This window comes from Jeotgalibacillus proteolyticus (assembly GCF_050107735.1).
Classification (GTDB): domain Bacteria; phylum Bacillota; class Bacilli; order Bacillales; family Jeotgalibacillaceae; genus Jeotgalibacillus; species Jeotgalibacillus proteolyticus_A.
The window spans coordinates 299,644-321,831 of sequence record NZ_JBNILO010000003.1 but is presented as its reverse complement, the minus strand read 5'-3'; the positions used below and the strand labels follow the sequence as shown (position 1 = coordinate 321,831).

20 protein-coding genes are annotated in these 22,188 nt (G+C 41.8%); 15 read left to right on the top strand and 5 right to left on the bottom strand.

Features of this window, described 5'->3' with window-relative positions; all coding sequences use genetic code 11:
* Nucleotides 1-61: 61 nt before the first annotated feature.
* Nucleotides 62-664: a 30S ribosomal protein S4 gene (gene rpsD / locus ACQCT8_RS06860; RefSeq protein ID WP_278239767.1), complete on the bottom strand. Its 603-nt coding sequence runs from the start codon at nt 662-664 to the stop codon at nt 62-64.
* 444 nt (nt 665-1,108) lie between these two features.
* Here rpsD and ACQCT8_RS06855 point away from each other — a divergent pair, with 444 nt between their 5' ends.
* Complete coding sequence (locus ACQCT8_RS06855) at nt 1,109-2,956, top strand: diguanylate cyclase domain-containing protein (RefSeq protein ID WP_426869668.1); 1,848 nt, start codon at nt 1,109-1,111, stop codon at nt 2,954-2,956.
* A gap of 343 nt (nt 2,957-3,299) precedes the next feature.
* The gene (gene megL, locus ACQCT8_RS06850; protein WP_426869666.1) at nt 3,300-4,511 is read left to right on the top strand and encodes a methionine gamma-lyase; all 1,212 of its coding nucleotides are present in this window, start codon (nt 3,300-3,302) and stop codon (nt 4,509-4,511) included.
* A gap of 118 nt (nt 4,512-4,629) precedes the next feature.
* On the opposite strand, the gene ACQCT8_RS06845 is transcribed toward megL, so the two are convergent.
* Nucleotides 4,630-5,109: a GAF domain-containing protein gene (locus ACQCT8_RS06845; RefSeq protein ID WP_426869664.1), complete on the bottom strand. Its 480-nt coding sequence runs from the start codon at nt 5,107-5,109 to the stop codon at nt 4,630-4,632.
* 168 nt (nt 5,110-5,277) lie between these two features.
* Here ACQCT8_RS06845 and refZ point away from each other — a divergent pair, with 168 nt between their 5' ends.
* Nucleotides 5,278-5,922, top strand: a complete 645-nt coding sequence (refZ, locus tag ACQCT8_RS06840) for a forespore capture DNA-binding protein RefZ (RefSeq protein WP_426869662.1) — start codon at nt 5,278-5,280, stop codon at nt 5,920-5,922.
* Here the strand turns inward: refZ and hisJ are convergent.
* Nucleotides 5,914-6,723, bottom strand: a complete 810-nt coding sequence (gene hisJ / locus ACQCT8_RS06835) for a histidinol-phosphatase HisJ (RefSeq protein ID WP_426869660.1) — start codon at nt 6,721-6,723, stop codon at nt 5,914-5,916. The genes refZ and hisJ overlap by 9 nt on opposite strands.
* A 202-nt stretch (nt 6,724-6,925) precedes the next feature.
* On the opposite strand from hisJ, the gene ACQCT8_RS06830 reads away from it, so the two are divergent.
* Nucleotides 6,926-8,641, top strand: a complete 1,716-nt coding sequence (locus ACQCT8_RS06830; RefSeq protein ID WP_426869658.1) for a septation ring formation regulator EzrA — start codon at nt 6,926-6,928, stop codon at nt 8,639-8,641.
* A gap of 37 nt (nt 8,642-8,678) precedes the next feature.
* Here the strand turns inward: ACQCT8_RS06830 and brnQ are convergent, their stop codons facing one another.
* Complete coding sequence (gene brnQ / locus ACQCT8_RS06825; protein ID WP_426869657.1) at nt 8,679-10,025, bottom strand: branched-chain amino acid transport system II carrier protein; 1,347 nt, start codon at nt 10,023-10,025, stop codon at nt 8,679-8,681.
* A 255-nt stretch (nt 10,026-10,280) separates the two neighbouring features.
* On the opposite strand from brnQ, the gene ACQCT8_RS06820 reads away from it, so the two are divergent.
* The 5 genes from ACQCT8_RS06820 to rarD all read left to right on the top strand — a co-directional run bounded on the left by ACQCT8_RS06820 (nt 10,281) and on the right by rarD (nt 15,990).
* The gene (locus tag ACQCT8_RS06820; RefSeq protein ID WP_426869655.1) at nt 10,281-11,423 is read left to right on the top strand and encodes a cysteine desulfurase family protein; all 1,143 of its coding nucleotides are present in this window, start codon (nt 10,281-10,283) and stop codon (nt 11,421-11,423) included.
* A complete protein-coding gene (gene thiI, locus ACQCT8_RS06815) occupies nt 11,420-12,637 on the top strand; it encodes a tRNA uracil 4-sulfurtransferase ThiI (RefSeq protein WP_426869653.1) in 1,218 nt (405 codons plus the stop codon). Before ACQCT8_RS06820 ends, thiI begins: the two co-directional genes overlap by 4 nt.
* 183 nt (nt 12,638-12,820) lie before the next feature.
* Nucleotides 12,821-13,021 (top strand): alpha/beta-type small acid-soluble spore protein, encoded by a 201-nt coding sequence (locus ACQCT8_RS06810; RefSeq protein WP_041060119.1) that lies wholly within the window; start codon nt 12,821-12,823, stop codon nt 13,019-13,021.
* Nucleotides 13,022-13,212: 191 nt separating this feature from the next.
* The gene (locus tag ACQCT8_RS06805; protein ID WP_426869651.1) at nt 13,213-14,808 is read left to right on the top strand and encodes an amidohydrolase; all 1,596 of its coding nucleotides are present in this window, start codon (nt 13,213-13,215) and stop codon (nt 14,806-14,808) included.
* 255 nt (nt 14,809-15,063) lie between these two features.
* Nucleotides 15,064-15,990, top strand: coding sequence for an EamA family transporter RarD (gene rarD, locus ACQCT8_RS06800; RefSeq protein ID WP_426869874.1), 927 nt, complete (start codon nt 15,064-15,066; stop codon nt 15,988-15,990).
* Nucleotides 15,991-16,319: 329 nt separating this feature from the next.
* Here rarD and ACQCT8_RS06795 read toward each other — a convergent pair whose 3' ends face one another.
* Nucleotides 16,320-17,120 carry an NAD kinase gene (locus ACQCT8_RS06795; RefSeq protein ID WP_426869649.1) on the bottom strand — a complete coding sequence of 267 codons (801 nt, stop codon included), beginning with the start codon at nt 17,118-17,120 and terminating at the stop codon, nt 16,320-16,322.
* 202 nt (nt 17,121-17,322) lie between these two features.
* Between ACQCT8_RS06795 and sppA the strand changes: the two genes are divergently transcribed.
* The 6 genes from sppA (at nt 17,323) to ACQCT8_RS06765 (ending at nt 21,880) form a co-directional block, all read left to right on the top strand.
* Nucleotides 17,323-18,318, top strand: a complete 996-nt coding sequence (sppA, locus tag ACQCT8_RS06790; RefSeq protein WP_426869647.1) for a signal peptide peptidase SppA — start codon at nt 17,323-17,325, stop codon at nt 18,316-18,318.
* 15 nt (nt 18,319-18,333) lie between these two features.
* The gene (locus ACQCT8_RS06785; protein ID WP_426869646.1) at nt 18,334-18,939 is read left to right on the top strand and encodes an RDD family protein; all 606 of its coding nucleotides are present in this window, start codon (nt 18,334-18,336) and stop codon (nt 18,937-18,939) included.
* Between the two features lie 141 nt (nt 18,940-19,080).
* Nucleotides 19,081-19,731 carry a hypothetical protein gene (locus ACQCT8_RS06780; protein WP_426869644.1) on the top strand — a complete coding sequence of 217 codons (651 nt, stop codon included), beginning with the start codon at nt 19,081-19,083 and terminating at the stop codon, nt 19,729-19,731.
* Entirely contained in the window at nt 19,715-20,137 is a 423-nt protein-coding gene (gene ytfJ / locus ACQCT8_RS06775; RefSeq protein ID WP_426869642.1) for a GerW family sporulation protein, read from the top strand. The genes ACQCT8_RS06780 and ytfJ overlap by 17 nt, the downstream gene beginning before the upstream one ends.
* An 87-nt stretch (nt 20,138-20,224) precedes the next feature.
* Complete coding sequence (gene tpx, locus ACQCT8_RS06770; protein ID WP_426869640.1) at nt 20,225-20,725, top strand: thiol peroxidase; 501 nt, start codon at nt 20,225-20,227, stop codon at nt 20,723-20,725.
* 168 nt (nt 20,726-20,893) lie between these two features.
* The gene (locus tag ACQCT8_RS06765; RefSeq protein WP_426869638.1) at nt 20,894-21,880 is read left to right on the top strand and encodes a class I SAM-dependent methyltransferase; all 987 of its coding nucleotides are present in this window, start codon (nt 20,894-20,896) and stop codon (nt 21,878-21,880) included.
* Nucleotides 21,881-22,188: the final 308 nt, after the last annotated feature.

Sequence of the window (22,188 nt, the reverse complement as noted above, 5' to 3'; positions counted from 1 at the left end):
CCAGAAACCTTAATAAACAAGGCTTCTGGGCTTTTGGATGGAAAGCTGATCTGCGTTAAAATTAACGAGAGTAGAACTCAACGATAAGAGCTTCGTTGATGTCAGCTGCCAGTTCTGTACGCTCAGGGAAACGAGTGAATGTTCCTTCAAGCTTGTCTGCATCAAATGATACATACTCAGGCGTGTAGCTGTTAAGTTCCATTGATTCTTTAACAATATTTAATTTGCGTGATTTTTCACGCACTCCGATTACTTGACCAGGCTTCACGCTGAATGAAGGGATATCTACACGAGATCCGTCCACAGTAACGTGTCCGTGGTTTACAAGCTGACGTGCCTGACGGCGTGTGCGCGCAAGACCCAGACGGTAAACAAGGTTATCAAGGCGGGCTTCAAGAAGAATCATGAAGTTGTCACCATGCTTGCCTTGCAATTTGCCTGCTTTATCAAACAAGTTGCGGAATTGACGCTCAGTCACACCGTAAGTATGACGAAGCTTTTGCTTTTCCTGTAATTGAAGACCATACTCAGAAAGTTTTTTACGCTGAGTTGGGCCGTGTGGACCTGGAGCGTAAGGACGCTTTTCTAATTCTTTACCTGTACCGCTTAGGGAGATACCCAAACGACGGGAGATTTTCCATGAAGAACCTGTATAACGAGCCATAAGTTGACTCCTCCTTGTGTTTTTATTTTGTTGTAAAATAAAAACCGTACGCGTGATTTATCATTCACTGTCATTTTGTCATCTTGCACCATCGCCCTGCAGCAAGGGTTACGCGATGCACCTAAATGAATAGGAACAAAATGAACAATCAATGCATTCACAATAGGCTGCATTATTTTACACAACAACCATCATATAATGCTCACGTTTGAAAGTCAACCATGAGAAGAAAAGAAGTCTAAAAGAATCTTTTCTGCGCTGCGTATTCTTTCTTGTACAAAAACGGAAGAATGATAAAATATATATAAGACAAATTTCCTATATATCAGCCCATTTTTAGGGTGATGTGATACAATGAATTAATGGTAATATTTGATAAAGAACGTGTTGAGAAGCAGGTGCACTTTGCCTCGTTATTAGATAGATCAGCTGGAGGTGGTTCGATTGTTAAATCTTCCTCATACGATGGATCGGTTTAAAGCAGGAGTTTTTGATATTTTATCTTATTCAATGAATGGACAGCCATCAATTCGAAAATGGTACCACGAATTAAAAAAACTTCTTGTAACCGAATTTGAATTTGATACCGTACAGTATTTTTACATAATAAACAATCGGCTGTATTCGTATGAAAGGGAGCAGCCTGTCCTTCAGCTTGAAGGAGATTTGCTGATAAACAAATTGAAACATACCCATTATGTGATTGCAGACAAGAGCTGTGGAGAGTTGATTTCAGAAAAAGATATTTTAATTTCATGCATGGAAAAGGGTGTGTTGATGGGGTTTATCTCCCTCCGTCCGGAGAAAAACAATACAACAGCAGACTCCCGGTTCACTGCTGAAATGGCAGACCATTTATCCGTTCTTTTTGAAAATGTGATGAAAATGATTTCTACTACAGAAGAACGAAAACGATACCATGAGCTTTTTGAAGTAACGGAAGCTTTTAATTCAATTATGGATGTTAACGAAATTCTGTCGAGAATTATTGAATCGCTTCGTAAAACGTTTCCTGCATTTACGTTTACCTTGCTGCTGTCAGATGATCATGACGATACGAGTAACCTCCCTATTGAATATTTAGATTACCAGACGTCGAATCCAATAATATTACAAGCCTTTGTCACATCAGAATTGCTTATTGATGAGGAGAAGACTACGGCAACGCTGTATGCTCCCCTGAAAGGAAAGCAGGGTGTGTACGGACTTCTTCAGGCGAAAGCAGGGAAGTCGGGGGCTTTTTCCGAAAATGATAAAGAATTCATTAAGATTTTGTCGTTTACAGCGGGAAATGCGCTTGAAAATGCTAAATTGTACGAGCAGTCTCAGCGATTGATCGAGGATCTTCAATTGATCAATGATGTTTCGCATGAATTAAATTCCAATCTGAATTTATCCAATATGATGGCATATTTGGATAAACAAATTTCCAAAGCTTTCTCCCCTTCAGCGATTGGATTCATTTTAACTAAAGGAATAGAAGTCGAAATTTTGGACGGAAGCAGTCAATTTTTCAGGACACCGGAAAGCGAATTGTACATTGAACTTGCGAAGGGTCAGTTTAAAAATGGAGCCGAATCCTTATACATAGCAGAATTGTCATCAAAGATCGGCCGTCAGACGGAATTTCAATCTCTAATGGCAGTTCCGATGATACATAATGATCAGGTAAAAGGGTTTTGCATTGTTCTTCATGAGCAGCCGTACTTTTTTACTTTTGAAATGTATAAGCTTCTACAGTCGATTGTCCATCATTCTTCACTTGCTGTTGCTAACTCCATGCTGCGGGAAGAGCTGCAGGAAATGATCAACAAAGACCATCTTACAGATCTATTCGCCCGAAAATATCTGGATCAGTATATTGAAGAGTCCATGCTTGAGCATAAAACAGGTGTGTTTATTTTAATTGATATTGATGATTTTAAAAAAGTGAATGATACTTTCGGCCATCAGATTGGCGATGCTGTCATTATTCAGCTTGCTGAGGAGTTAAAAAAAGCAGCGCAGTCGATCGGAATAGGAGCAAGATGGGGCGGGGAAGAACTCGCTTTATATTTTCCGGATTTGACTGCAGAAGCAGCACTCAAGGTAGCAGAGGATCTTCTTCACTCAGTACCGGCTCAAACAAACCCGCCTATTACTATTTCCTGTGGAGCCGCTGAATGGCAGCAGCCGCATAGTGATTCATTGATTAAGTTAGTTAAAAGGGCAGATGACGCACTTTATACAGCAAAAAACAACGGAAAAAATCAACTTATCTTTCATCCATATCAGTCACTCGAAGTAAATTAAAACGCAGACGAGGTTGGAACATAATAGAAAAAAGTATTAAAATGAAGCAAAATATATTTATTAGTAAGAGGTGAGCGGAGTGGAAGGTACTCCTGCAGGATATGACGACAAGCTGAGATTTTACAGGGCAACGCTTTGAAAAGGCTCAGCGCCGTCCCTGCGGAAAGCGTTCGCCTGAAGCGCAGTGAACCGGTCGCAGAGCTTGAGACACTTTTGTCCCAGGCTCGTTTTTTAAAAATATAATAATGCAATAAAAAAGAAAATGGCAATCACCCCTTTTCACAATCGTATGCTTCGAATAAAATAGTAAATGAAAGCGATTACATTTTAGGGGGAGCTTTTTATGAGCAAGGGAAAAAAGCGGCCTGAAACCGAGATGATTCATTCAGGGTACAATTCAGCTGAACACTTGGGATCACTAACGCCGCCGATTTACCAGACATCTACCTTTACATTCTCCAATGCAGAGCAGGGGGCAGAGCGTTTTGCCGGAGAAGAAGAAGGATATATTTATTCGCGGCTTGGGAATCCAACTGTCCGCATATTGGAGGACCGTATAACGGCGCTTGAGAACGGGGAGGGGGCACTGGCATTCGGTTCAGGTATGGCAGCTGTATCAGCAGTTTTATTTCACCTGATTCAGTCGGGTGACCATATTTTATGTTCCAGAGGAGTGTATGGCTGCACGTTTGGTCTGCTTGAAATGCTGGAAGAAAAATTCCAAGTTGAGCATGACTTTATTGAAATGTCAGAAGAAGAGCATATAAGAAATTCAATTAAAGAACACACCGCATGCATCTATATTGAAACACCAATTAATCCGACAATGGAACTCGTTGACCTGGCCATGGTATGCCGAATCGCAAATGAATTGAACATTCCGGTCGTTGTTGACAATACATTTTGTTCTCCTTATCTTCAGCAGCCGCTGCAATACGGGGCGGACTATGTCGTTCACAGTGCAACAAAATATATTGGAGGGCACGGGGATGTAGTAGGCGGTTTATTAGTGGGTGATTCGCTGGAGCAAATAAACGCCATTCGTATGACCACGCAAAAAGATATCGGCGGAATTATGTCTCCATTTGATGCATGGCTTCTGCTAAGAGGCTTAAAAACCCTTGCTGTCAGAATGGATCGTCATTGTGAGAATGCAGAAAAAATAGCCACCTACTTAATGGGTCATGATAAAGTAAAAGCGATTTATTATCCAGGAAATAAGAGTCATCCGCAGTATCCAATTGCAAAAGCACAGATGACCAACTATGGAGGGCTGATTTCTTTCCAAATTGAAGGAACAAATGAAACAGCCAGACAGTTTATGAATGAGTTAACTATGATTAAGATTGCAGTTAGTTTAGGTGATGCAGAAACGCTCATTCAGCACCCTGCGACTATGACTCATTCCATTGTGCCTTTAGAATCAAGAGAGAAAATGGGGGTTAGCGATACGCTGTTAAGACTGTCAGTTGGACTTGAGGCATGGGAGGATATATGTGAGGATCTTGAACAGGCGTTTCAAAAACTGAATCATATTGCCCTGCCTGCAACCTGATTCCGAGGTATAATTAAGAATTGATAGAATTCAGGAAAACGAGGAATACAATAAAAAAGCATGCCCTTCCGCATCTTTCACGGGAGGGCATGCTTTTTTTAAACAGTACGTAGTTCAATTATAAGTAGTCGGTTAGAATTTCAACGAATTTCTCCAGCTGCTCCTGATCGGTCTGATCAAAACGATCTTTTACGGGGCTGTCAATATCCAGCACTCCAATAAGCTGTCCGTCTTTTACAATCGGGACTACAATTTCGGATTGAGAAGCGGCATCGCATGCGATATGTCCTGGAAAAGAATGAACGTCTTCAATTCGCATGGTTCTGCGTTCGGATGCAGCTGTTCCGCATACCCCTTTGCCAAGTGGAATTCTGACACAGGCAGGCAGTCCCTGAAAAGGTCCGAGAACTAATTCATCCCTCTCAACTAAATAAAACCCAACCCAGTTTGTTTGCTCAAGAAATTGATTCAGCAGGGACGATGCATTGCTTAAATTAGCTATTTGGTTACTTTCGCCTTCAAGCAGGGCCCGAAGCTGTTTTTGAACGGTGATGTACTTTTCTTCCTTTGTTCCTTTATACATTTCGACAGTAAACAAATCGTTCACCTTCTTTGTGATAGAATATTCTGTCTATTGTGCATAGTTACTCGATATTTGATGATAAGTTTATAAAGGTGTGCAAGCATATCTGAAGAATATCTATAAAGACAGTAATCTATTTTTAGCACAATCTATGATTGGAAGCAATCATTAAGAAGGGGATGGATGGAAATGGCCATTTTACAGCAGCGTGAAACAAAATCTGAGGTCATGATTGCAGCTGTCGACTTATTTTATACGAAGGGTTATCATGCAACAAGTATACGGGAAATTTCTTCTAAAGCAGGAGTAAATGTTGCCACTGTTTCTTATTATTTTGCGGGGAAACAAGGACTGCTCGAAGAATGTTTAGTTGCTTTTTTCGAGCCGTATCTTGACCTTCTTCAAAAAGTGGCAGATTCGTCCATTCTAAAAAATGATCCTGCAAGGTCCCATATGATGGAGGCAGCTTTTTCCCTGATTGAATTTCAGCAGCAAAATCACAGGTTTGCGCGCTTTGCATGGAGGGAAGTCACCATGGACAGTCAGATGGTAAGAGAAATGACTTCCTGCTACTTAAGAAAAGAGCAGTATATCTGGAAGCTGCTCCTTGCTCAGGATATTGAAAAAGGGATATCCATTAAAATATCCCCATCGTTTTTTCTTATACAGTTAACATCCATGCTATCTATGCCGTTTTTACAAAGTCAGACCATTCAGGAGCTTTGGAACATAAACCCTAGCGAAAAACATTTCACTCGCGTTTACAGCAGTATTCTGAAGGAATGGTTTTTAGGTGTAACATGTGAATCTGTTATTACATTAAGCTAATGAATCCCAAAACAAAAGCCCGTCTTTTCCCTGAAGAAGATCTTTTGACTGGTGTGCATCTGAGCCATAGACAAGAGGAATTCCCAAAGAACGTGCTTCCTTTGCAATATCATCTGACGGATAAGGCTCCCGGCAATAGGGTTTATAAATTCCCGCTCCATTATAGTCAAGCTCGTATCCCCGTTGTTTTATCTCCTGCAAAATAGTATTGATCATCTCTGTTTGGGGATAGAAAGGTTTAAAGAGATGCTGAAACTTTCTGCTAAGCGTCATATGACCGATCCGTTTTGGCTTAAAAGGACCCAGATCCGCTTTTACTGAGGCGAGCACGGTTTGATAATAAACAGTATGAACCTCGTCTACTGAGCCATAGCGGGCGACCATATCAGAGAACACGGAATCACTAAAATCCATACAGTCATACTTTCCATCTTTTAATAGGAAGTGCACGGACAGGATGGAATCATCTAATGCTGGTCCGTACTCTGCAATGAATTTGGCCGTCTCTTCTTCAAAGCCTTCAATATAATCAATCTCGAGACCTGCATGAATCATGAGGTCTTTTTTATATTCCATTTTTAAGGAAGATAGATCAAGCAGGTATCGGTCAAGATCTTCAAGCCTCATTCCACTGTCCTGATCTGGAGTTGGATCTTGAAACGACGGCGGAAGAGGGGCGTGCTCAGTGAAAGAAATTTCAGTATATCCAAGATCAAGTGCATGCTCAATATAGGTTTTAAAGGAATCCTTCGTTCCATGGGGACAATAGGGACTATGTACATGGCCATCTCGAAGTTTCATCTGTCTGAACTCCTTTCGCAAAGTAGTTTAAAAAGGCGAATTTTACTAGAAACTTTAAATTTAATTAGAATCCTATATAATCCTGTCAAAAAAATTAGAAAAAGCAAGAAAAATCACTGATAACATGGTATCATAAAGTCATTATCATGAACATCCAATGATTGTTAACCAGGATATCGGTTGTTTGGACAGGAGGCGTAGGATGGAGTACATAATCGGTTCCGTCATATTGATCGTAATAATCATTGCCATAGCCCTATTTTGGCGAAAGAGAGAATATAAAGAAGTGGACCAGCTGGAGGCTGCAAAACTTGACATTCAACATCGCCCAATTCTCGAGGAAATGACAAAGGTGAAACAATTAAATATGAACGGTCAAACAGAAGAATTATTTGAAGGCTGGAGAGCTTCATGGATCCAGGTCGTGGATGTTAAGCTCGCAGAAGCCGATACTCTTTTATTTGATGCTGAAGAATACATTGATAAGTTTCGATTTAAAAAATCGAGAGAAATCAGAGATCAGATCAGACATATGCTGAGCGATGCAGAAAAAGAAATGAATCAGATTTTAGAAGAACTGGAAGAGCTGATGGGAAGCGATGAGAAGAATAAAGAGGAAATGGCAGCGATCCAGACAGATTATCAGCATGCCAAAAATGAATTATTCTCACAGCGTCATACATACGGCAAGGCTTCAGAAGCCATTGAACGGAAAATTGATGCAGTGGAGCCCAAGCTTACTCAATATAAGGAAATGACAGACCAAGGAAACTATCTGGCTGCACGCGAGCTCGTGCTCACGCTCGCTGATGAGGTAGCTCACATTCTCTCCCAGTTTCAGGAACTTCCTGAATTATACAATGAAACCCACTATTCTATTCCTTCGCAGCTTTCAGAGTTGAAAGAAGGATTTGAAGAAATGAGAAATGCCGGTTTTCCTTTATCCCATATTTCGATTGAAGAGGACACTGCCTCCATTCAATCCTCAATTGATAAAGGAAAAACTCATGTGAACCTGCTTGAAATGGATGATGCAAAACGGCTTGTAGCTGCTGTGCATCAGCATGTAGATGCATTGTACGATTCACTGGAAAAAGAAGTGGAGGCCCGCTCATATGTAACAGAGAATTGGGAGGGCACTACTGAGCTGCTGAATCGTCTGATAGAACAAAACCAGGCACTGCAGACGGAAACTGAATTTGTCCGTCAAGGTTACCAGCTTGATCAAAATGACTTTGGCATTCCAAAGGAATTGGATAAAAAGCTTGTGCGAATCGAGAAAAGATTTTCGATTTTAAAAGAGCGCAGACTAACAGGTGATACTGCTTTTTCTGCCTTATCAGGGGAATTAGAAGGAATCAGGACGGAACTTCATGAAATTGAGCCTGCCCAGACTGATTTTAAAGACCGCCTGCAGCGGCTTCGTCAGGATGAAGTAAGAGTGCGGGAAATTGATTATCATCTCAGAGGGCTGCTGAAAGAGCAGGAACGTTTACTGCGTCATGCCAATCTTCCGAGATGCCCAGAGTATATTTCAGCACAGTTTGACAGTGCGTATGATCAGCTTGACCTCCTGGAAAAAAGCTTGAACGACAAACCGCTGAATATTATTTCAATTCAGCAGCATTCCTCTACCTCAGAAGCAATGGTTGAATCGGTTTGCAGAGAAACGGAAGAAATGATTCAGTCAGCTCAATCTGTTGAAAGAGTTATCCAATACGGCAACCGTTACCGGAGCCGTCACGAAACGGTATATATTGGCTTAAATGAAGCTGAACTGCTGTTCCGTAAAGGCCAATATCAGGATGCATTAGAACAGGCAGCAAGTGCTATTGAAAAAGTGGAGCCCGGTGCATTAAAGCGGATCGAAGAGCTGTCCGGCAGCCAAATAGAAGAAACACAATTCGCCAAGCAATAAAAAGCTGGCTTCCAATTTACGTTGGAAGCCAGCTTTTTTATATTTGATTTGCAGAAGGTTTGACAGGGTGCTTTAAAACAATCGCTGTAAATAAACCAATCACTGCACCTGCAACCGCAGGAACAGTCCATCCTACTCCTTGTTCCATTAGAGGAAGAAAAGAGAGAGAGGAAGTCAAAATATTGTCCCCGAATCCTGCAGCGGCAAGCCCATCACTTATCCCTACAATAAACGTTGGAGTAACAGCGCCAATGTATACCGCCTGATAGCCCTTAAAAGAAGAGTGAAGAAATGACAAAAGAATCAACACGATTGCCATAGGATAAATCATGACCAATACCGGAACCGAGAAGGCGATTAACTGAGTTAAACCGACATTTGAAATAACCATGCTGAAACCAGCGAATATAAATACGAAAGCTTTATAGGAAATACCCGGCACCAGCCTTGAGAAATAAGTGGCAGTCGATGACACCAGTCCGATCGAAGTTGTAATGCAGGCGGCAGCAATGGCAAGTCCTAAAATAACCGCACCGCTCGAGCCGTATAGGGAAGAGGCTGCTGCTGATAAGATGGCTCCTCCATTTGACTGCTCGCCAACGGCAGATATGCTTGTCGCGCCTAAATAACTCAGAGCGATGTAAACAAGTGCTAAACCTGCTGCAGCAATTAAACCGGCCAAGATCGTCACCCGCACTATGGATTTTCTGTCTTGGACTTGTTTTTCTTTAATTGCTGTAATGACGACAATAGCAAAGACTAAAGCTGCAATCGCATCAAGGGTCAGGTATCCTTCAATAAAACCTGTAAAAAACGCCGATGTTTCATACCCGGCAGCAGGCTGTCCCGGATCTCCCATCGGTGTAATAAATGCTCCAGCAACGAGGACACTTAACACAACAATCAGGACGGGAGTAAGAATTTTCCCTATGCGATTAACGAGACGTGACGGGTTAAGGGATAAAAGAGCAGTGAGTGCAAAAAACACCAGAGAAAACAAAAATAACGGCCATCCTGATTCCATGACGCTCTCAGACATGAAAGGAAGCAGTCCGATTTCATAGGAAACAGTTGCGGTTCTTGGGATCCCGAAAAATGGACCTATCGCCAAATATAATGTAATTGTAAAGATTATTCCGAAAATTGGGTGTACACGGCTTGCCAGCTGCTGCGGGTCTCCACCAGATTGAGCAATGGCAATTACTCCTAACAAAGGGAGTCCAACTCCGGTAATTAAGAATCCGATTATAGCTAAAGCAAGATGTTCGCCTGCCTGCTGCCCTAATAATGGGGGAAAAATCATATTTCCTGCACCAAGAAATAAAGCAAAAAGCATTAAACCAATTGTAAGAATGCCGCTGAATGACAATGTATGCTGTTTCATAACTACCTCCAATAGACAAACCTTTTTAACACTGAAATAGTTTACCATAGATTGTGAGAAATTTGTCGAAAATTGAAATAGTCAGAATTTTTAAAGGAAGGCCAGTTAAAAGTAATCCCATTCAATATAAAGTTTAGTTCATGAATGCAAAATCAGCAGCGGGAGCAAAAGTCGTATTCTGCGTTTGGTGAGAAATATGATATGATAAGTCAGTATTTAAACCAGTTCATGATTTTAACGAAAGAGTGTGTTTCTATGATTTATCTTGATAACAGTGCTACGACAAAGCCTTCTAAAGAAGTGCTGACTTCTTTTATAACAGTGACAGAAAAGTATTACGGTAATCCCTCTTCTTTGCATGGCCTTGGTTCAACAGCCGCAAACCTGCTGGATAAAGCAAGAGAGCAGGCGGCAGCAATTATCGGTGCAAACAAGGATGAAATCATTTTTACATCCGGGGGCACAGAAGCCAATAACCTAGCCATTAAAGGAATCACAGAATCTGTAAAGCACAAAGGAAATCATATCATTACCACCCAAATTGAACACCCCTCCGTTTGGAATGTATATAAAGAACTTGAACAAAAAGGATTTAAAGTGTCTATCCTGGAAGTTGGGAGAGATGGAAGAATCTCGTTAGATGAGTTAAAAAATCTGCTCACTAAAGAAACGATTCTTGTTTCCATTATGCATGTAAATAACGAAATTGGGACGATTCAGCCCATTGAGGAAGCAGGCAAACTGATTAAGAAGTATTCCAGTGCTTATTTTCATGTGGATGCTGTTCAGAGTTTTGGCAAGATCCCAGTCATGGTAAATCAAAGCCTGGTGGACATGCTTTCCATTTCTGCACATAAATTTCACGGGATAAAAGGAGCAGGGCTCCTCTATAAAAGAGCAAAAGCTCCTATTCTTCCTCAAGTAACAGGCGGAAATCAGGAAAGCGGATTTAGAAGCGGAACGCAAAATGTGGCCGGGGCTGTTTCCATGGCTAAAGCGATGAGAGAAATCACCGAAAAATTTAACTCAAATCACGTGAATGGACTGAAGGCCGAACTGATTCACTATTTCTCAGCCCTGCCTTATACCTGTATTCTTACTCCCGAAGCCTTTTCTGCTCCTCATATTATTAATGTCTCCGTGCCAGGGTTAAAGGGTGAAGTCATCGTACATGCGCTTGAAAAGGAAGAGATTTATATTTCTACAACAAGTGCCTGTTCATCAAAAAAAGCAGAAGTAAGCCGAACGGTTCAGGCAATGGGGTGCTCTCCCGAAATTGCCAAAGGATCGGTGCGTATCAGCATGGCTTACACCACTACAAAAAGTGACATTGACCAATTACAAAAAGTATGGAGCACGGTGATTCCATCTTTATTGAAAGGAATTAAACGAAAATGAAATATGATCGAATTTTAATACGCTACGGAGAAATTTCAACAAAAGGAAAGAACCGCAACCGTTTCGTCAATCAATTGAAGCTGAATATTAAAGAATCACTTACCGGGTTTTCAGCGGTTAAAATTGAAGCAGGCAGAGATCGAATGCATATTTATTTGCAGAATCCTGAAGATGTGGAAGGGATTATCAAAAGACTTAAGCCTATATTTGGCATTCAATCCTTCAGCCCGGTCGTAAAGACAGCCTCTGAGCTGACAGAGATAAAAGAGCATGCAGCAAAGCTCGTTGCATCACTAGTCCAGGAGCAAGCTACCTTTAAAGTATCTGCCAGAAGAGCCGATAAGTCGTTTCCCCTTGATACGAATGAATTAAACAGAGAGATCAGTTCATACGTTCTTAATCAAGTTGAGGGTTTGATTGTTGAAATGAAAAACCCTGAGATTGAACTTGTGACAGAGGTGCGGGAAGAAGGGGTTTATTTATCTGCCCAAAAAATACCAGGTGCGGGCGGAATGCCTATTGGTGCTTCAAATAAAGCTAGTTTAATGCTGTCGGGAGGTCTCGACAGTCCGGCAGCCGGCTATTTTATGATGAAACGCGGAGTGGAAATTGAAGCGATCCATTTTCACAGCCCTCCATTCACAAGCGAACAATCTAAGCAGAAAGTAAGAAAGCTTGCAGCTCAACTGGCTGGATACTCCGGCAGAATCAAGCTTCATATTGTACCTTTTACAGCGATTCAACAAGCGATTCAAAAACAAGTTCCTGAAAACTACACCATGACTTCTACAAGAAGAATGATGCTGAAAATTGCTGACCTTATTCGTGAACAAACGGGATCCAAGGCGATTGTTACCGGTGAAAGTCTGGGGCAGGTAGCGAGTCAAACACTAGAGAGCATGCAGGCAATTAATGCGGTAACAGCTACACCCGTCCTCAGGCCGCTTGTCACAATGGATAAAACGGATATTATCGAAATAGCCAAGGAAATAGGGACCTACGAATTGTCGATTCTTCCTTATGAGGATTGCTGTACAATTTTTACGCCTGCAGCACCAAAAACAAAACCAAAACTGGATAAAGTAGCTTTTTATGAAAGCTTTATTGACTTTGACTTGCTTATCCGTGATGCGGTCAATGCCACTGAAACTGAAATCCTTACACCAAATACACTCTTAAATGAAAGCAGTGATGAATTTTCGGGATTATTGTAAGATAGAACAAATAGGACAGAAATCCAGTTGTATCAGTGATTTGATTACACCTAAAAGCCTTCTGGCCATGTGTTTTTATCTGTGATTTAAGGAGTGCAGAAGAACAGAAAAATAATAGAATAAATTACCAGTGTTAACTTCCGTGTTTCTGCACATTCTATTCTCACAAGGAGGTGAAAACACATGGCAAACAGAAGTTCAAATCAACTGCTTGTTCCAGGTGTAGCACAAGCACTAGACCAAATGAAATACGAAATCGCAACTGAATTTGGAGTACAACTAGGACCAGATTCTACAGCTCGCTCTAACGGTTCTGTAGGTGGAGAAATCACTAAACGTCTTGTTCAAATGGCTGAACAGCAATTAGGCGGTTCTTCAAAATAATTAACCCAATAAAAAGCCGGCAGCTAAATTGAGCTGTCGGCTTTTTTATGTCCAAAATTGCTCCATACCATTCATTTTCTCTTCATACTCCCTTTTATTGAGCATACGGCTTCATCTTTAAAGAAATATTTTGTAAACTTACACTAGTACAAATTATTTTAAGTGTTTTTTACATAGATTTAGGGGGATGTATGATGCAGATTTGGACAAATGGAACGATATATACAATGAAAGAAGAAGGAGAAAAAGCAGAAGCAATTCTTACTCATAACGGCAAAATTGTAGAGGTTGGAAACAAAAAGGATGTGCTTGCGGCTGCAAACGGGCAGGCTGAATGGATTGATTTAAAAGGGAGCACATTGTTTCCGGGTTTTGTAGATAGTCATCTTCATTTAATTGGCGTGGGAGAAACGCTTCTGAGACTGGATCTGTCTTCCATGAGATCAAAACGTGAAGTAATGGAAGCAGTTCAGCTAAAGGCTGAGGAACTGCCGGAAGGAGAATGGATTCTTGGCGACGGCTGGAATGAGAATCAGTGGACAAGCCCTGAAGTGATTACGGCAGAAGAGCTCGATGCTGCTGCCCCAAACCATCCCGTTCATTTAAAACGAATATGCAGGCATGCTGCTGTTGTTAATTCCATCGCACTTCAGGCAGCTAAAATAGACCGGAATACCCCGGATCCTGAGGGCGGACTGATAGATCGGGATTTGAATGGTGAACTAACCGGTTTATTAAAAGATCAAGCGCAGGATTTTATGATTCCGGCTTTGCCTCCAATCGAGGATGAATATATTCAAAATTCATTAAGAGAAGGGCTCAAGCATGCCTGGTCTTTGGGACTGACTGGCGGTCATACAGAAGACTTAAGCTACTATGGAGATTTTACCCGCACTTACCGCGCGTTTCAAAAGGTAATCGAAGAGGAGGGGAATCACTTCAGAGCTCATCTTCTGGTGCATCACCAGGTAATTGAAGACTGGCATCGGCAGGGCCACTCCTTTTTGTCGGGGTCAAGATATGTAGAATTCGGAGCGATGAAAATATTTGCTGACGGTGCATTAGGCGGCAGAACCGCGTTATTAAAAAATGGCTATGCAGACGATGCATCTACAAATGGAGTCGCCATCCATCACCCCGATAAGCTGAAGCAGCTTGTATATAAAGCGAGACAATATGATATGCCCATTGCCGTGCATACCATTGGCGATCTGGCTTTCGAATATATGCTCGATGCGATAGAGCAGTATCCGGCTGTAAATGGACAAAGGGACCGCCTGATTCACGCTCAGATTCTAAATGAAGATCTAGTAAAGCGCGTAGAAAAACTTCCGGTTGTCCTTGATATTCAGCCACGCTTTGTTGCTTCGGATTTTCCGTGGGTGGTAGAGCGGATTGGTGAAAAGAGAATGCAGTGGAATTATGCATGGAAAACACTTTTAGAGCGGGGAATCGCCTGCGCGGGGGGCTCAGATGCTCCTATTGAACCACTTGGCCCGCTGCTGGGAATTCATGCAGCTGTCACGAGAACAAATCCGCTTGATCCGGAAGGCACCGTATATGGCGAAGATCAATGCCTCAGCCTGTTTGAAGCAATCGAACTGTTTACGAAAGGAAGCGCATTTGCCTGTCACCACGAGAACAACAGAGGAATCCTAGAAAAAGGCTATGCAGCAGATTTTACCGTTCTTGAAAAAGATCCGTTTACTACTCCTGTAGGAGACTTGCTATCCATGAAGGTCTATAGAACTGTAGTCGATGGGAAAACCGTTTATAAAGCAGAATGAAGATAATGAGGCTGAGGGTTTGACGAGCAAGTATAATTAGGTTCAAGCCCCCGTCTGCAAAGAGTCCTGCTGAAGCGAAGTGAACCGGTCTAAGAGTCTGAGACATACTTGTCCCAGGCTCCTCTTTTTAATGAAAAGTCAGTACATATCACCAACTGATTAGTAATGAGAGACGATGTATGGCTTAACTCCCCTTGACAGTTTTTAAATCGGGCGTATAATTGATTTATTTCGATTACCTAAAGAATGGAGAACATTATGGAAAATGAGGAAAAAAAGGGGATATTCTTCGCAGCGTTTGCGTATGCATTATGGGGACTGCTGCCGATTTACTGGAAATTCCTATCTGATGTCAGCCCGGATGAAATTTTAGCCAACCGGGTGTTCTGGTCGTTTTGGTTTATGATGGTTTTATTAGCCGCTACAGGAAATATACGCGCATTTAAGGTCGAAGGGCTGTCCTTGCTTAAGAAGAAAAAAAGACTTCTTGCTTTGTTTGCCGCTTCTGCATTAATCAGCTTAAACTGGTTTTTCTACATATGGGCAGTGAACACAAATCAAATGGTAGAAGCAAGCCTGGGGTATTATATAAACCCGTTGGTATCCGTTTTACTCGGTGTCATTGTTTTAAAGGAAGTGCTTTCTAAAGCACAGGTCATCTCCTTTATTTTAGCGCTGATCGGCGTTTTAATTATTACCATTTCCTATGGAGTTTTTCCGTGGATCGCTTTTACTCTGGCCTTCTCATTTGGACTTTACGGACTGGTAAAGAAAATGATAAAAGTAGACCCTGCGATTGGGCTGACACTTGAAACCTTGACGATCATGCCCGCTGCCCTTATTTATATGGGATTCCTGTTTCAAAGCAGTTCTCCCGCTTTATTTTCAGGGGATTGGAACATCGACTTGCTGCTGATCGGAGCAGGAGCTGCTACTGCTGTACCTTTGCTCTTTTTTGCCAAAGGAGCGCAGAAAATACCCTTATATATGATTGGTTTCTTGCAATATATCGCACCAACACTGACCTTAATTCTGGGTATTTTTATTTATAATGAGCCGTTTACCTTAATCGATTTAATTTCTTTTGTGTTTATTTGGTCAAGTTTAACACTGTTTACGTTTTCGCGATCTAAATGGTATATGGCAAGACCTCCAGGTATGAAAAAAGCAGCCAGCCAATAAGTTTAAAACGCATGGGAATAAAAAAAGACAAAGAGCTTGGGACATAACTGTCTCAAGCTCTTTTACCGGTTCGCTGCGCTTCAGGTGGACGCTTTCCGCAGGGACGGTTGCTTGAGCCTTTTCAGGGCGTTGCCCTGTAAAGGCTCAAGCAACCGTCATATCCTGCTGGAGTCGCCACCTTCAGCTCCGCTCTCCTCTTACTATTACTAAATACTTCTTCATTCTTTAAGCTTTTTGGAGTTTTGTCCCAGCCTCTTTGCTGGTTTTAGACAGACGCTTTCAGCAAAGTCTGAGCCTCATCAAATCGTTAGACGAAGCGTCACTGCTATTTATAGAAATGTTCTTTTTACTTTTTCCCAGAAAGAATTGTCTTTTAATTTGACTGTTTTGACGATGTGGTCACTTAACATTAGATCGACTTCTTTTACATGACTAATGCCGAGCGCTTCATTGTCCAGACCCATAACAGGATAATCATTGCCGTCTTGCGTGACTGATAATCTTAATTTTCTCTGCCCGCTTAAAATAAACGAAGATCCAAGTGAACGGAATCGATTATTATTAAGGGAAGCAAGCTCGCTTATCTGCATGCATGGCAGCATCGGATCGACTACAGCACCTCCTACAGATTTACTGTAGCCGGAGCTTCCTGTCGGAGTAGATACGATCATTCCATCTCCTCTGAACGTTTCGAAGTGAAGATCATCAATAAAGACATCCATCACAAAGGTTTTGACAATTCCGGTACGGATGCTGAATTCATTTAAACAAAGAAAGGTTGTCTCATTATCCACGTTTACCTGAATGGTAGGATATTTGCGCACTTCAATTTGTTCTGTGGTCATCGCTTCAATCATCGTGGATAAGTCATCAATGTGAAAATCACAATACAAACTTCTGCTGCCTGAAGTGGAAATTCCGGCATAAAGACAATCCTGGCGGAAACCGGTTTTTCTAACAGCCTGCAGGAATGCACCATCGCCGCCTATACTGACAATAATATTAGCTTCTTTAGAATCTTTTACAACAGAAAATCCATAACGTTCTGCTAAATCGGTGAGAGTAAGAATTTGATCCTTTGTTTTGTCGTCTTTTCTTGCATAAAAGAACATATTTCGACGTTGTTCCATCTTTCCGACCTCCAATAGCATTGTTAGTTAGCCTGTATGTTTGGTACAATATGTAATGCTATCCTTATCTAAGCACAGATGGCAGAAGAATCATTTTCTTCATCTGTTCATATAAGGAATACTTATAAAGTGTACCACGAAATGAAACATATCGAAAACTCAACCGTATGAAAGAGATACGCTTTAAAGGAGGAAGTTAGGAATGACCGCAAAAAGGTGGATTGCTTTAGGAATTGCGGCTGCTTTATTTATTGTGTCAATCGGTGTAAATGCAGCTACAGCTTTTATTACAATGGATTTTGAAGAAGCTTTTTCAGGGACTCAGACAGCAGGACTCCCTGAAGAAGTGATTGAAGGCGGCACGGGAACAGAACGGATCGCTGTTCTTGATTTAAATGGAACCATTCAAGATACAGGAGAGCAAACGGGTTTGTTTGCCGGGGCAGAATATAATCACAGTCATTTTATGGAGCAATTAAATCAAATTAAAGATGATTCAACCATAAAAGGCGTGGTCATGAGTGTGAATACACCAGGCGGCGGCGTCGTTGAAAGTGCTGAAATTCACGATAAGCTTCTTGAGATTCAAGAAGCGGGGAAAACTGTTTATGTGTCAATGGGGGCACAAGCGACGTCCGGAGGCTACTATGTGGCTGCTCCGGCAGATAAAATATTTGCAAGCAAAGAAACCATGACCGGATCACTCGGTGTTATTATGCAGAGCATTAATTTTGCAGGGCTTGCCGAACGCTACGGAATTGATTTCGTAACCGTTACTTCCGGAGAATTCAAAGATATGCTGAGTCCTTCAGAAGAAGTGGATGAAAGAGATCTTGAAATTGTTCAGAGCATGCTCGATGATTCGTATGATGGATTCGTTGAAGTAATTGCAAATGGCCGGGAAATGCCGGAAGAACAAGTGCGTGAAATTGCAGATGGCCGGATTTACAACGGTATTCAGGCTTTGGAACTTGATTTAATTGATGAGTATGGGTATGAAGAAGATGTCATTTCAGGGATAAAAGAAGATCTCGAGATTCCAGATGCAGAGGTTATCCATTATACAATGGCAAACGACTGGGGCTCATTATTTACTTACCAGACGCAAAAAATATTTGGCGGAATGGAAGGGCAGGTCCTCTCAGATTTAATGAATAAAGTTGGCGGACCGCGTCCAATGTACTTATATACTGACTAACAGGGGGCAGCAGATATGGATTATAAAGATGAACAGATGCAGCAGCCACAGCCACAGCCCCCTGCAGAGGAGCAAGTGGTAAAGGAAGAAATACCGTCCTGGAATTCTCAGCACCACGAATACGCAACGCCCCACTACAGCGGCTTTTGGATGAGAGTGTGGGCCTACTTGTTTGATTTGCTGGTTATTGCAGCCATTAATGGACTTATTATTTATCCGGTTCTTCGTCTTACGGGTTCAATGAATTCCTCAGGCGTAGTTAGTATTGGGGGAATTGCAACAAGCATCATGTTTCTCGCTTATTTTGTTTTGATGACTAAGTTCTTTGGACAGACGCTGGGAAAAATGGTGTTCGGATTAAGAGTCAGGTCAGTAAAAGGATCCTCGTTAACTTGGTCTGCTGTTCTTTTCAGAGAATTGATTGGCAGATATGTGCTAAGTATCTTTACGATTTTTGGCCTGCCAGTTTTTCTTTTCTTATATGCAGTAGTCGCATTTACTCCAAAAAAACAGGGGCTTCACGACTTCATTGGGGATACCGCTGTTGTACACGAGAGAACAGTTATCCCAACAGTACAATCCTCTCACGAACCAACGGCGCAAACCGCGGTTAGACACTGATATTGTTTGAATAAAGGTTTAATGAAAAGCTTGTTAATACTAACACAAAATAAGTAAGCAGAAACCTGTCTTTCATTAGGCAGGTTTTTTTATGAATTTTGGACATAATAGGAAAAAAGAGAAGAAAAAAGGAGAATCCATATGTGGATTATAGCTGGTATAGGATCATGCATACTTGTCCTTCTTTTCTATATTTATTTTTCGAAAATTACCATATCCATTCAATTAAACCTTAGAAAAAACCTTCATCACGCAGATATTCAGCTGAAAGTTTTTAACGGGCTGTACAGAAAGAAGTTCTCCATACCTCTTTTTGAACGGGAAGGAACCGCAATTGTCTATTCTGAGCAGACAAACACTGAAACAGATGCAGAAAAATTGTTTTCGATTCAGGATATGAATCAAGCAAAAGAGGTATATGACCGATTCCTTCAACAATTCAAGCACGTGAAAAAGCATACGAAGGATTTATTGAAAAAGGTCAAAGTTGAGAAGCTGGCAACAGATGTAAAAATCGGGCTGGAAGAAGCAGATTGGACTGCTTATCTAACGAGCGGGATATGGGTGCTCAATAGCTGGATCATCCTTGTTTTGTCCCCTATTTTTCAATTTAAATGCAAGCCGCAGCAATCTGTTCAGCCATTATACGGAGTAAATGCATTTGCACTATATCTTTCTTGCATAGCATCGATCCGTCTGGGGCACCTTATGATAATCGGCGTCCGTTTTTGGTTGGATCGAGGATTGCCAAAACATAAAAAGGTTGGTGAAGTTCATGGAGCACCCTATTGAAGGACTAATGGCCACAGCAATGGAACATTTAAAAGAAATGGTAGATGTAAATACCATTATAGGTGATCCTGTTGAAACGCATGATGGAAGCACCATTATGACGGTCTCCAAGGTTCGTTTTGGCTTTGCAGCAGGAGGAAGCGAGTTTCAATCTGATATGGACGGAGCAGGAAATGGTTCAAGCAGTTCAGGACATCCCTTTGGAGGGGGAAGCGGCGGTGGAGTTTCCATTACGCCGATTGCCTTTTTGATCGTTGGAAAAGAAGGCATTAAAATGCATCATCTTAACGAAGGAACACATCTTCTTGAAAAACTAATGGATTTGGCCCCAAGCATGGTATCCAAGATTCAGCATCAGTTAAATCAGGGGTCACAGTACTCCCAGGACCATGAAAAATATCAATAAACGAATTCGAATTAGTTGCTTGTATCAGCACCCTTTCAGTATGATGAACGTGAAAGCGCTAAGTACATAAAAGGAGGAATGATAAAAATGGCAGCTATTACATTTAAAGAAAAACCAGTTACATTGCAAGGCTCAGAGGTAAAGGTCGGAGACAAAGCACCGGATTTTTCTGTGTTAGCCAACGATCTTTCTCCCGTTACACTGCAGGACACAAAAAATACGGTACGATTATTCAGCGTAGTACCTTCCCTTGACACAGGTGTCTGTGATAAGCAGACAAGAAAATTCAATGAGGAAGCTGCTGAACTCGGTAATGTAAAAGTACTTACGGTCTCAGTAGACCTCCCGTTTGCACAGCGCCGCTGGTGTGGAGACAATGGAATCGAAAATGTACAGACCGTCTCAGACCATCGTGATCTATCTTTTGGCAAGGCATATGGTGTTGCCATTGAAGAAATGCGCCTGCTGGCAAGAGCTGTTTTTGTCATAGACAGCAGCGACGAGGTTGTTTACGTAGAATACGTAAAAGAAGCAACAGACCACCCGAACTATGAGGCAGCCATAGACGCTGTAAAAAGAGCAAAATAAAACACGCCCCTGCAAAGTTTTTGCGGGGGTTTAACTATGTAAAGCACTAAAGGGGCCAGGCCCCTTTAACGCTTTACTGTACGAACTCTCAGCCGCTTTTCTTTCTTTTTTGGTGTATGCGCGGTAAAATGGGTTGTTGAGATTTTGGGACAGGAGGGATTACCCGGAATGAATGGTTCTCCGGTTGAAACTGTATTTAGTATGTTAAATGACACGGCCGTTTCTCTGCAGGATGCAAGAGCTTCTTCTTATTTAGAAGCTTTAGCGGAAAGCGGGGAGTACTGGTTTAGTGGTGAAGTAGATGAAGAGCTGGATGAGGTAATAAAAAAAAGGCTTGCTCATGCTTATGAAAGCCATCCATTGGAGAATTACGGTAAAGAAGAAATCCGCAAGGCCTATCAGCTGGCAATTTTGAAGGGGATGAAAGAGCATATACAGCCTAATCACCAAATGACCCCGGACTCGATTGCGATGGTTATCGGCTTTTTGCTCGATAAATTCACATCAAACGAGCAGGAGCTGAAATTGCTTGATCCAGCGCTTGGCACGGGGAATCTGGCTTTAGCGATTATGAACCAGCTTGAAGGAAAAGTATCGCTTACTCATGGAGTAGAAATTGATGAAGTATTGGTGCGATTGGCGTATGTGGGAGCTAACCTGACAGAGCAGCCTCTTCATCTTTATACACAGGATGCATTAGAGCCGTTGTTTATTGATCCGGTTGATGCGGTTATCAGTGACTTGCCCGTCGGCTATTATCCTAATGATGAGAGAGCGGCGGATTATGAGCTTCAAGCAAAGGAAGGTCATTCCTATGCACATCATCTCTTCATTGAGCAAAGCATTCAGCATGTGAAAGAGGGAGGCTACTTATTTTTTCTTGTGCCAAATGGGCTATTTGAATCGCCTTTTGCCTCGCAGCTGCATGAATTTTTACAAAAACAGGTTCATATCCAAGGCTTGTTGAAATTACCTGACTCCCTGTTTAAAAGTGAGCAGGCGGGAAAAAGTGTTTTAATTCTTCAGCGCCAAAAAGAAGGGGTAAACCCTCCACGCCAGGTGCTGCTTGCTGAAATGCCAAAATTAAGCAATGCACAGGCGGTTCAGTCGATGATGAACAAGATCGGATTGTGGATGGAAGAAAATAAAAAATAAGTACGCAGGAACTGTTAAAGAAAGAGTATAAAAAAGAGAAGTGCCGAGAAGACTTAACATGTCTATACTGTATTATTATTTGAAAACAGGCCGGGACAAAACTCCTAAGAATTTTGAAAATGAAGAAGTATTTATCAATAGTAAGAGGAGAGCGGAGCGGAAGGTGGAGATTCCAGCAGGATATGACGGTTGCTTGAGACTATACAGGGCAAGGGCCTGTAGAGGCTCAAGTCCCCGTATCTTCGGAAAGTGTCCTCCTGAAGCGCAGCGAACCGGTCAAAGAGCTTGAGACACTTTTGTCCCAAGCT

Coding starts and splice junctions, on each gene's coding strand:
- rpsD (WP_278239767.1), bottom strand. CDS start 664: ATGGCTCGTTATACAGGTTCTTCATGGAAAATCTCCCGTCGTTTGGGT.
- megL (WP_426869666.1), top strand. CDS start 3,300: ATGAGCAAGGGAAAAAAGCGGCCTGAAACCGAGATGATTCATTCAGGG.
- refZ (WP_426869662.1), top strand. CDS start 5,278: ATGGAAATGGCCATTTTACAGCAGCGTGAAACAAAATCTGAGGTCATG.
- hisJ (WP_426869660.1), bottom strand. CDS start 6,723: ATGAAACTTCGAGATGGCCATGTACATAGTCCCTATTGTCCCCATGGA.
- ACQCT8_RS06830 (WP_426869658.1), top strand. CDS start 6,926: ATGGAGTACATAATCGGTTCCGTCATATTGATCGTAATAATCATTGCC.
- brnQ (WP_426869657.1), bottom strand. CDS start 10,025: ATGAAACAGCATACATTGTCATTCAGCGGCATTCTTACAATTGGTTTA.
- ACQCT8_RS06820 (WP_426869655.1), top strand. CDS start 10,281: ATGATTTATCTTGATAACAGTGCTACGACAAAGCCTTCTAAAGAAGTG.
- thiI (WP_426869653.1), top strand. CDS start 11,420: ATGAAATATGATCGAATTTTAATACGCTACGGAGAAATTTCAACAAAA.
- ACQCT8_RS06810 (WP_041060119.1), top strand. CDS start 12,821: ATGGCAAACAGAAGTTCAAATCAACTGCTTGTTCCAGGTGTAGCACAA.
- ACQCT8_RS06805 (WP_426869651.1), top strand. CDS start 13,213: ATGATGCAGATTTGGACAAATGGAACGATATATACAATGAAAGAAGAA.
- ACQCT8_RS06795 (WP_426869649.1), bottom strand. CDS start 17,120: ATGGAACAACGTCGAAATATGTTCTTTTATGCAAGAAAAGACGACAAA.
- sppA (WP_426869647.1), top strand. CDS start 17,323: ATGACCGCAAAAAGGTGGATTGCTTTAGGAATTGCGGCTGCTTTATTT.
- ACQCT8_RS06785 (WP_426869646.1), top strand. CDS start 18,334: ATGGATTATAAAGATGAACAGATGCAGCAGCCACAGCCACAGCCCCCT.
- ACQCT8_RS06780 (WP_426869644.1), top strand. CDS start 19,081: ATGTGGATTATAGCTGGTATAGGATCATGCATACTTGTCCTTCTTTTC.
- ytfJ (WP_426869642.1), top strand. CDS start 19,715: ATGGAGCACCCTATTGAAGGACTAATGGCCACAGCAATGGAACATTTA.
- tpx (WP_426869640.1), top strand. CDS start 20,225: ATGGCAGCTATTACATTTAAAGAAAAACCAGTTACATTGCAAGGCTCA.
- ACQCT8_RS06765 (WP_426869638.1), top strand. CDS start 20,894: ATGAATGGTTCTCCGGTTGAAACTGTATTTAGTATGTTAAATGACACG.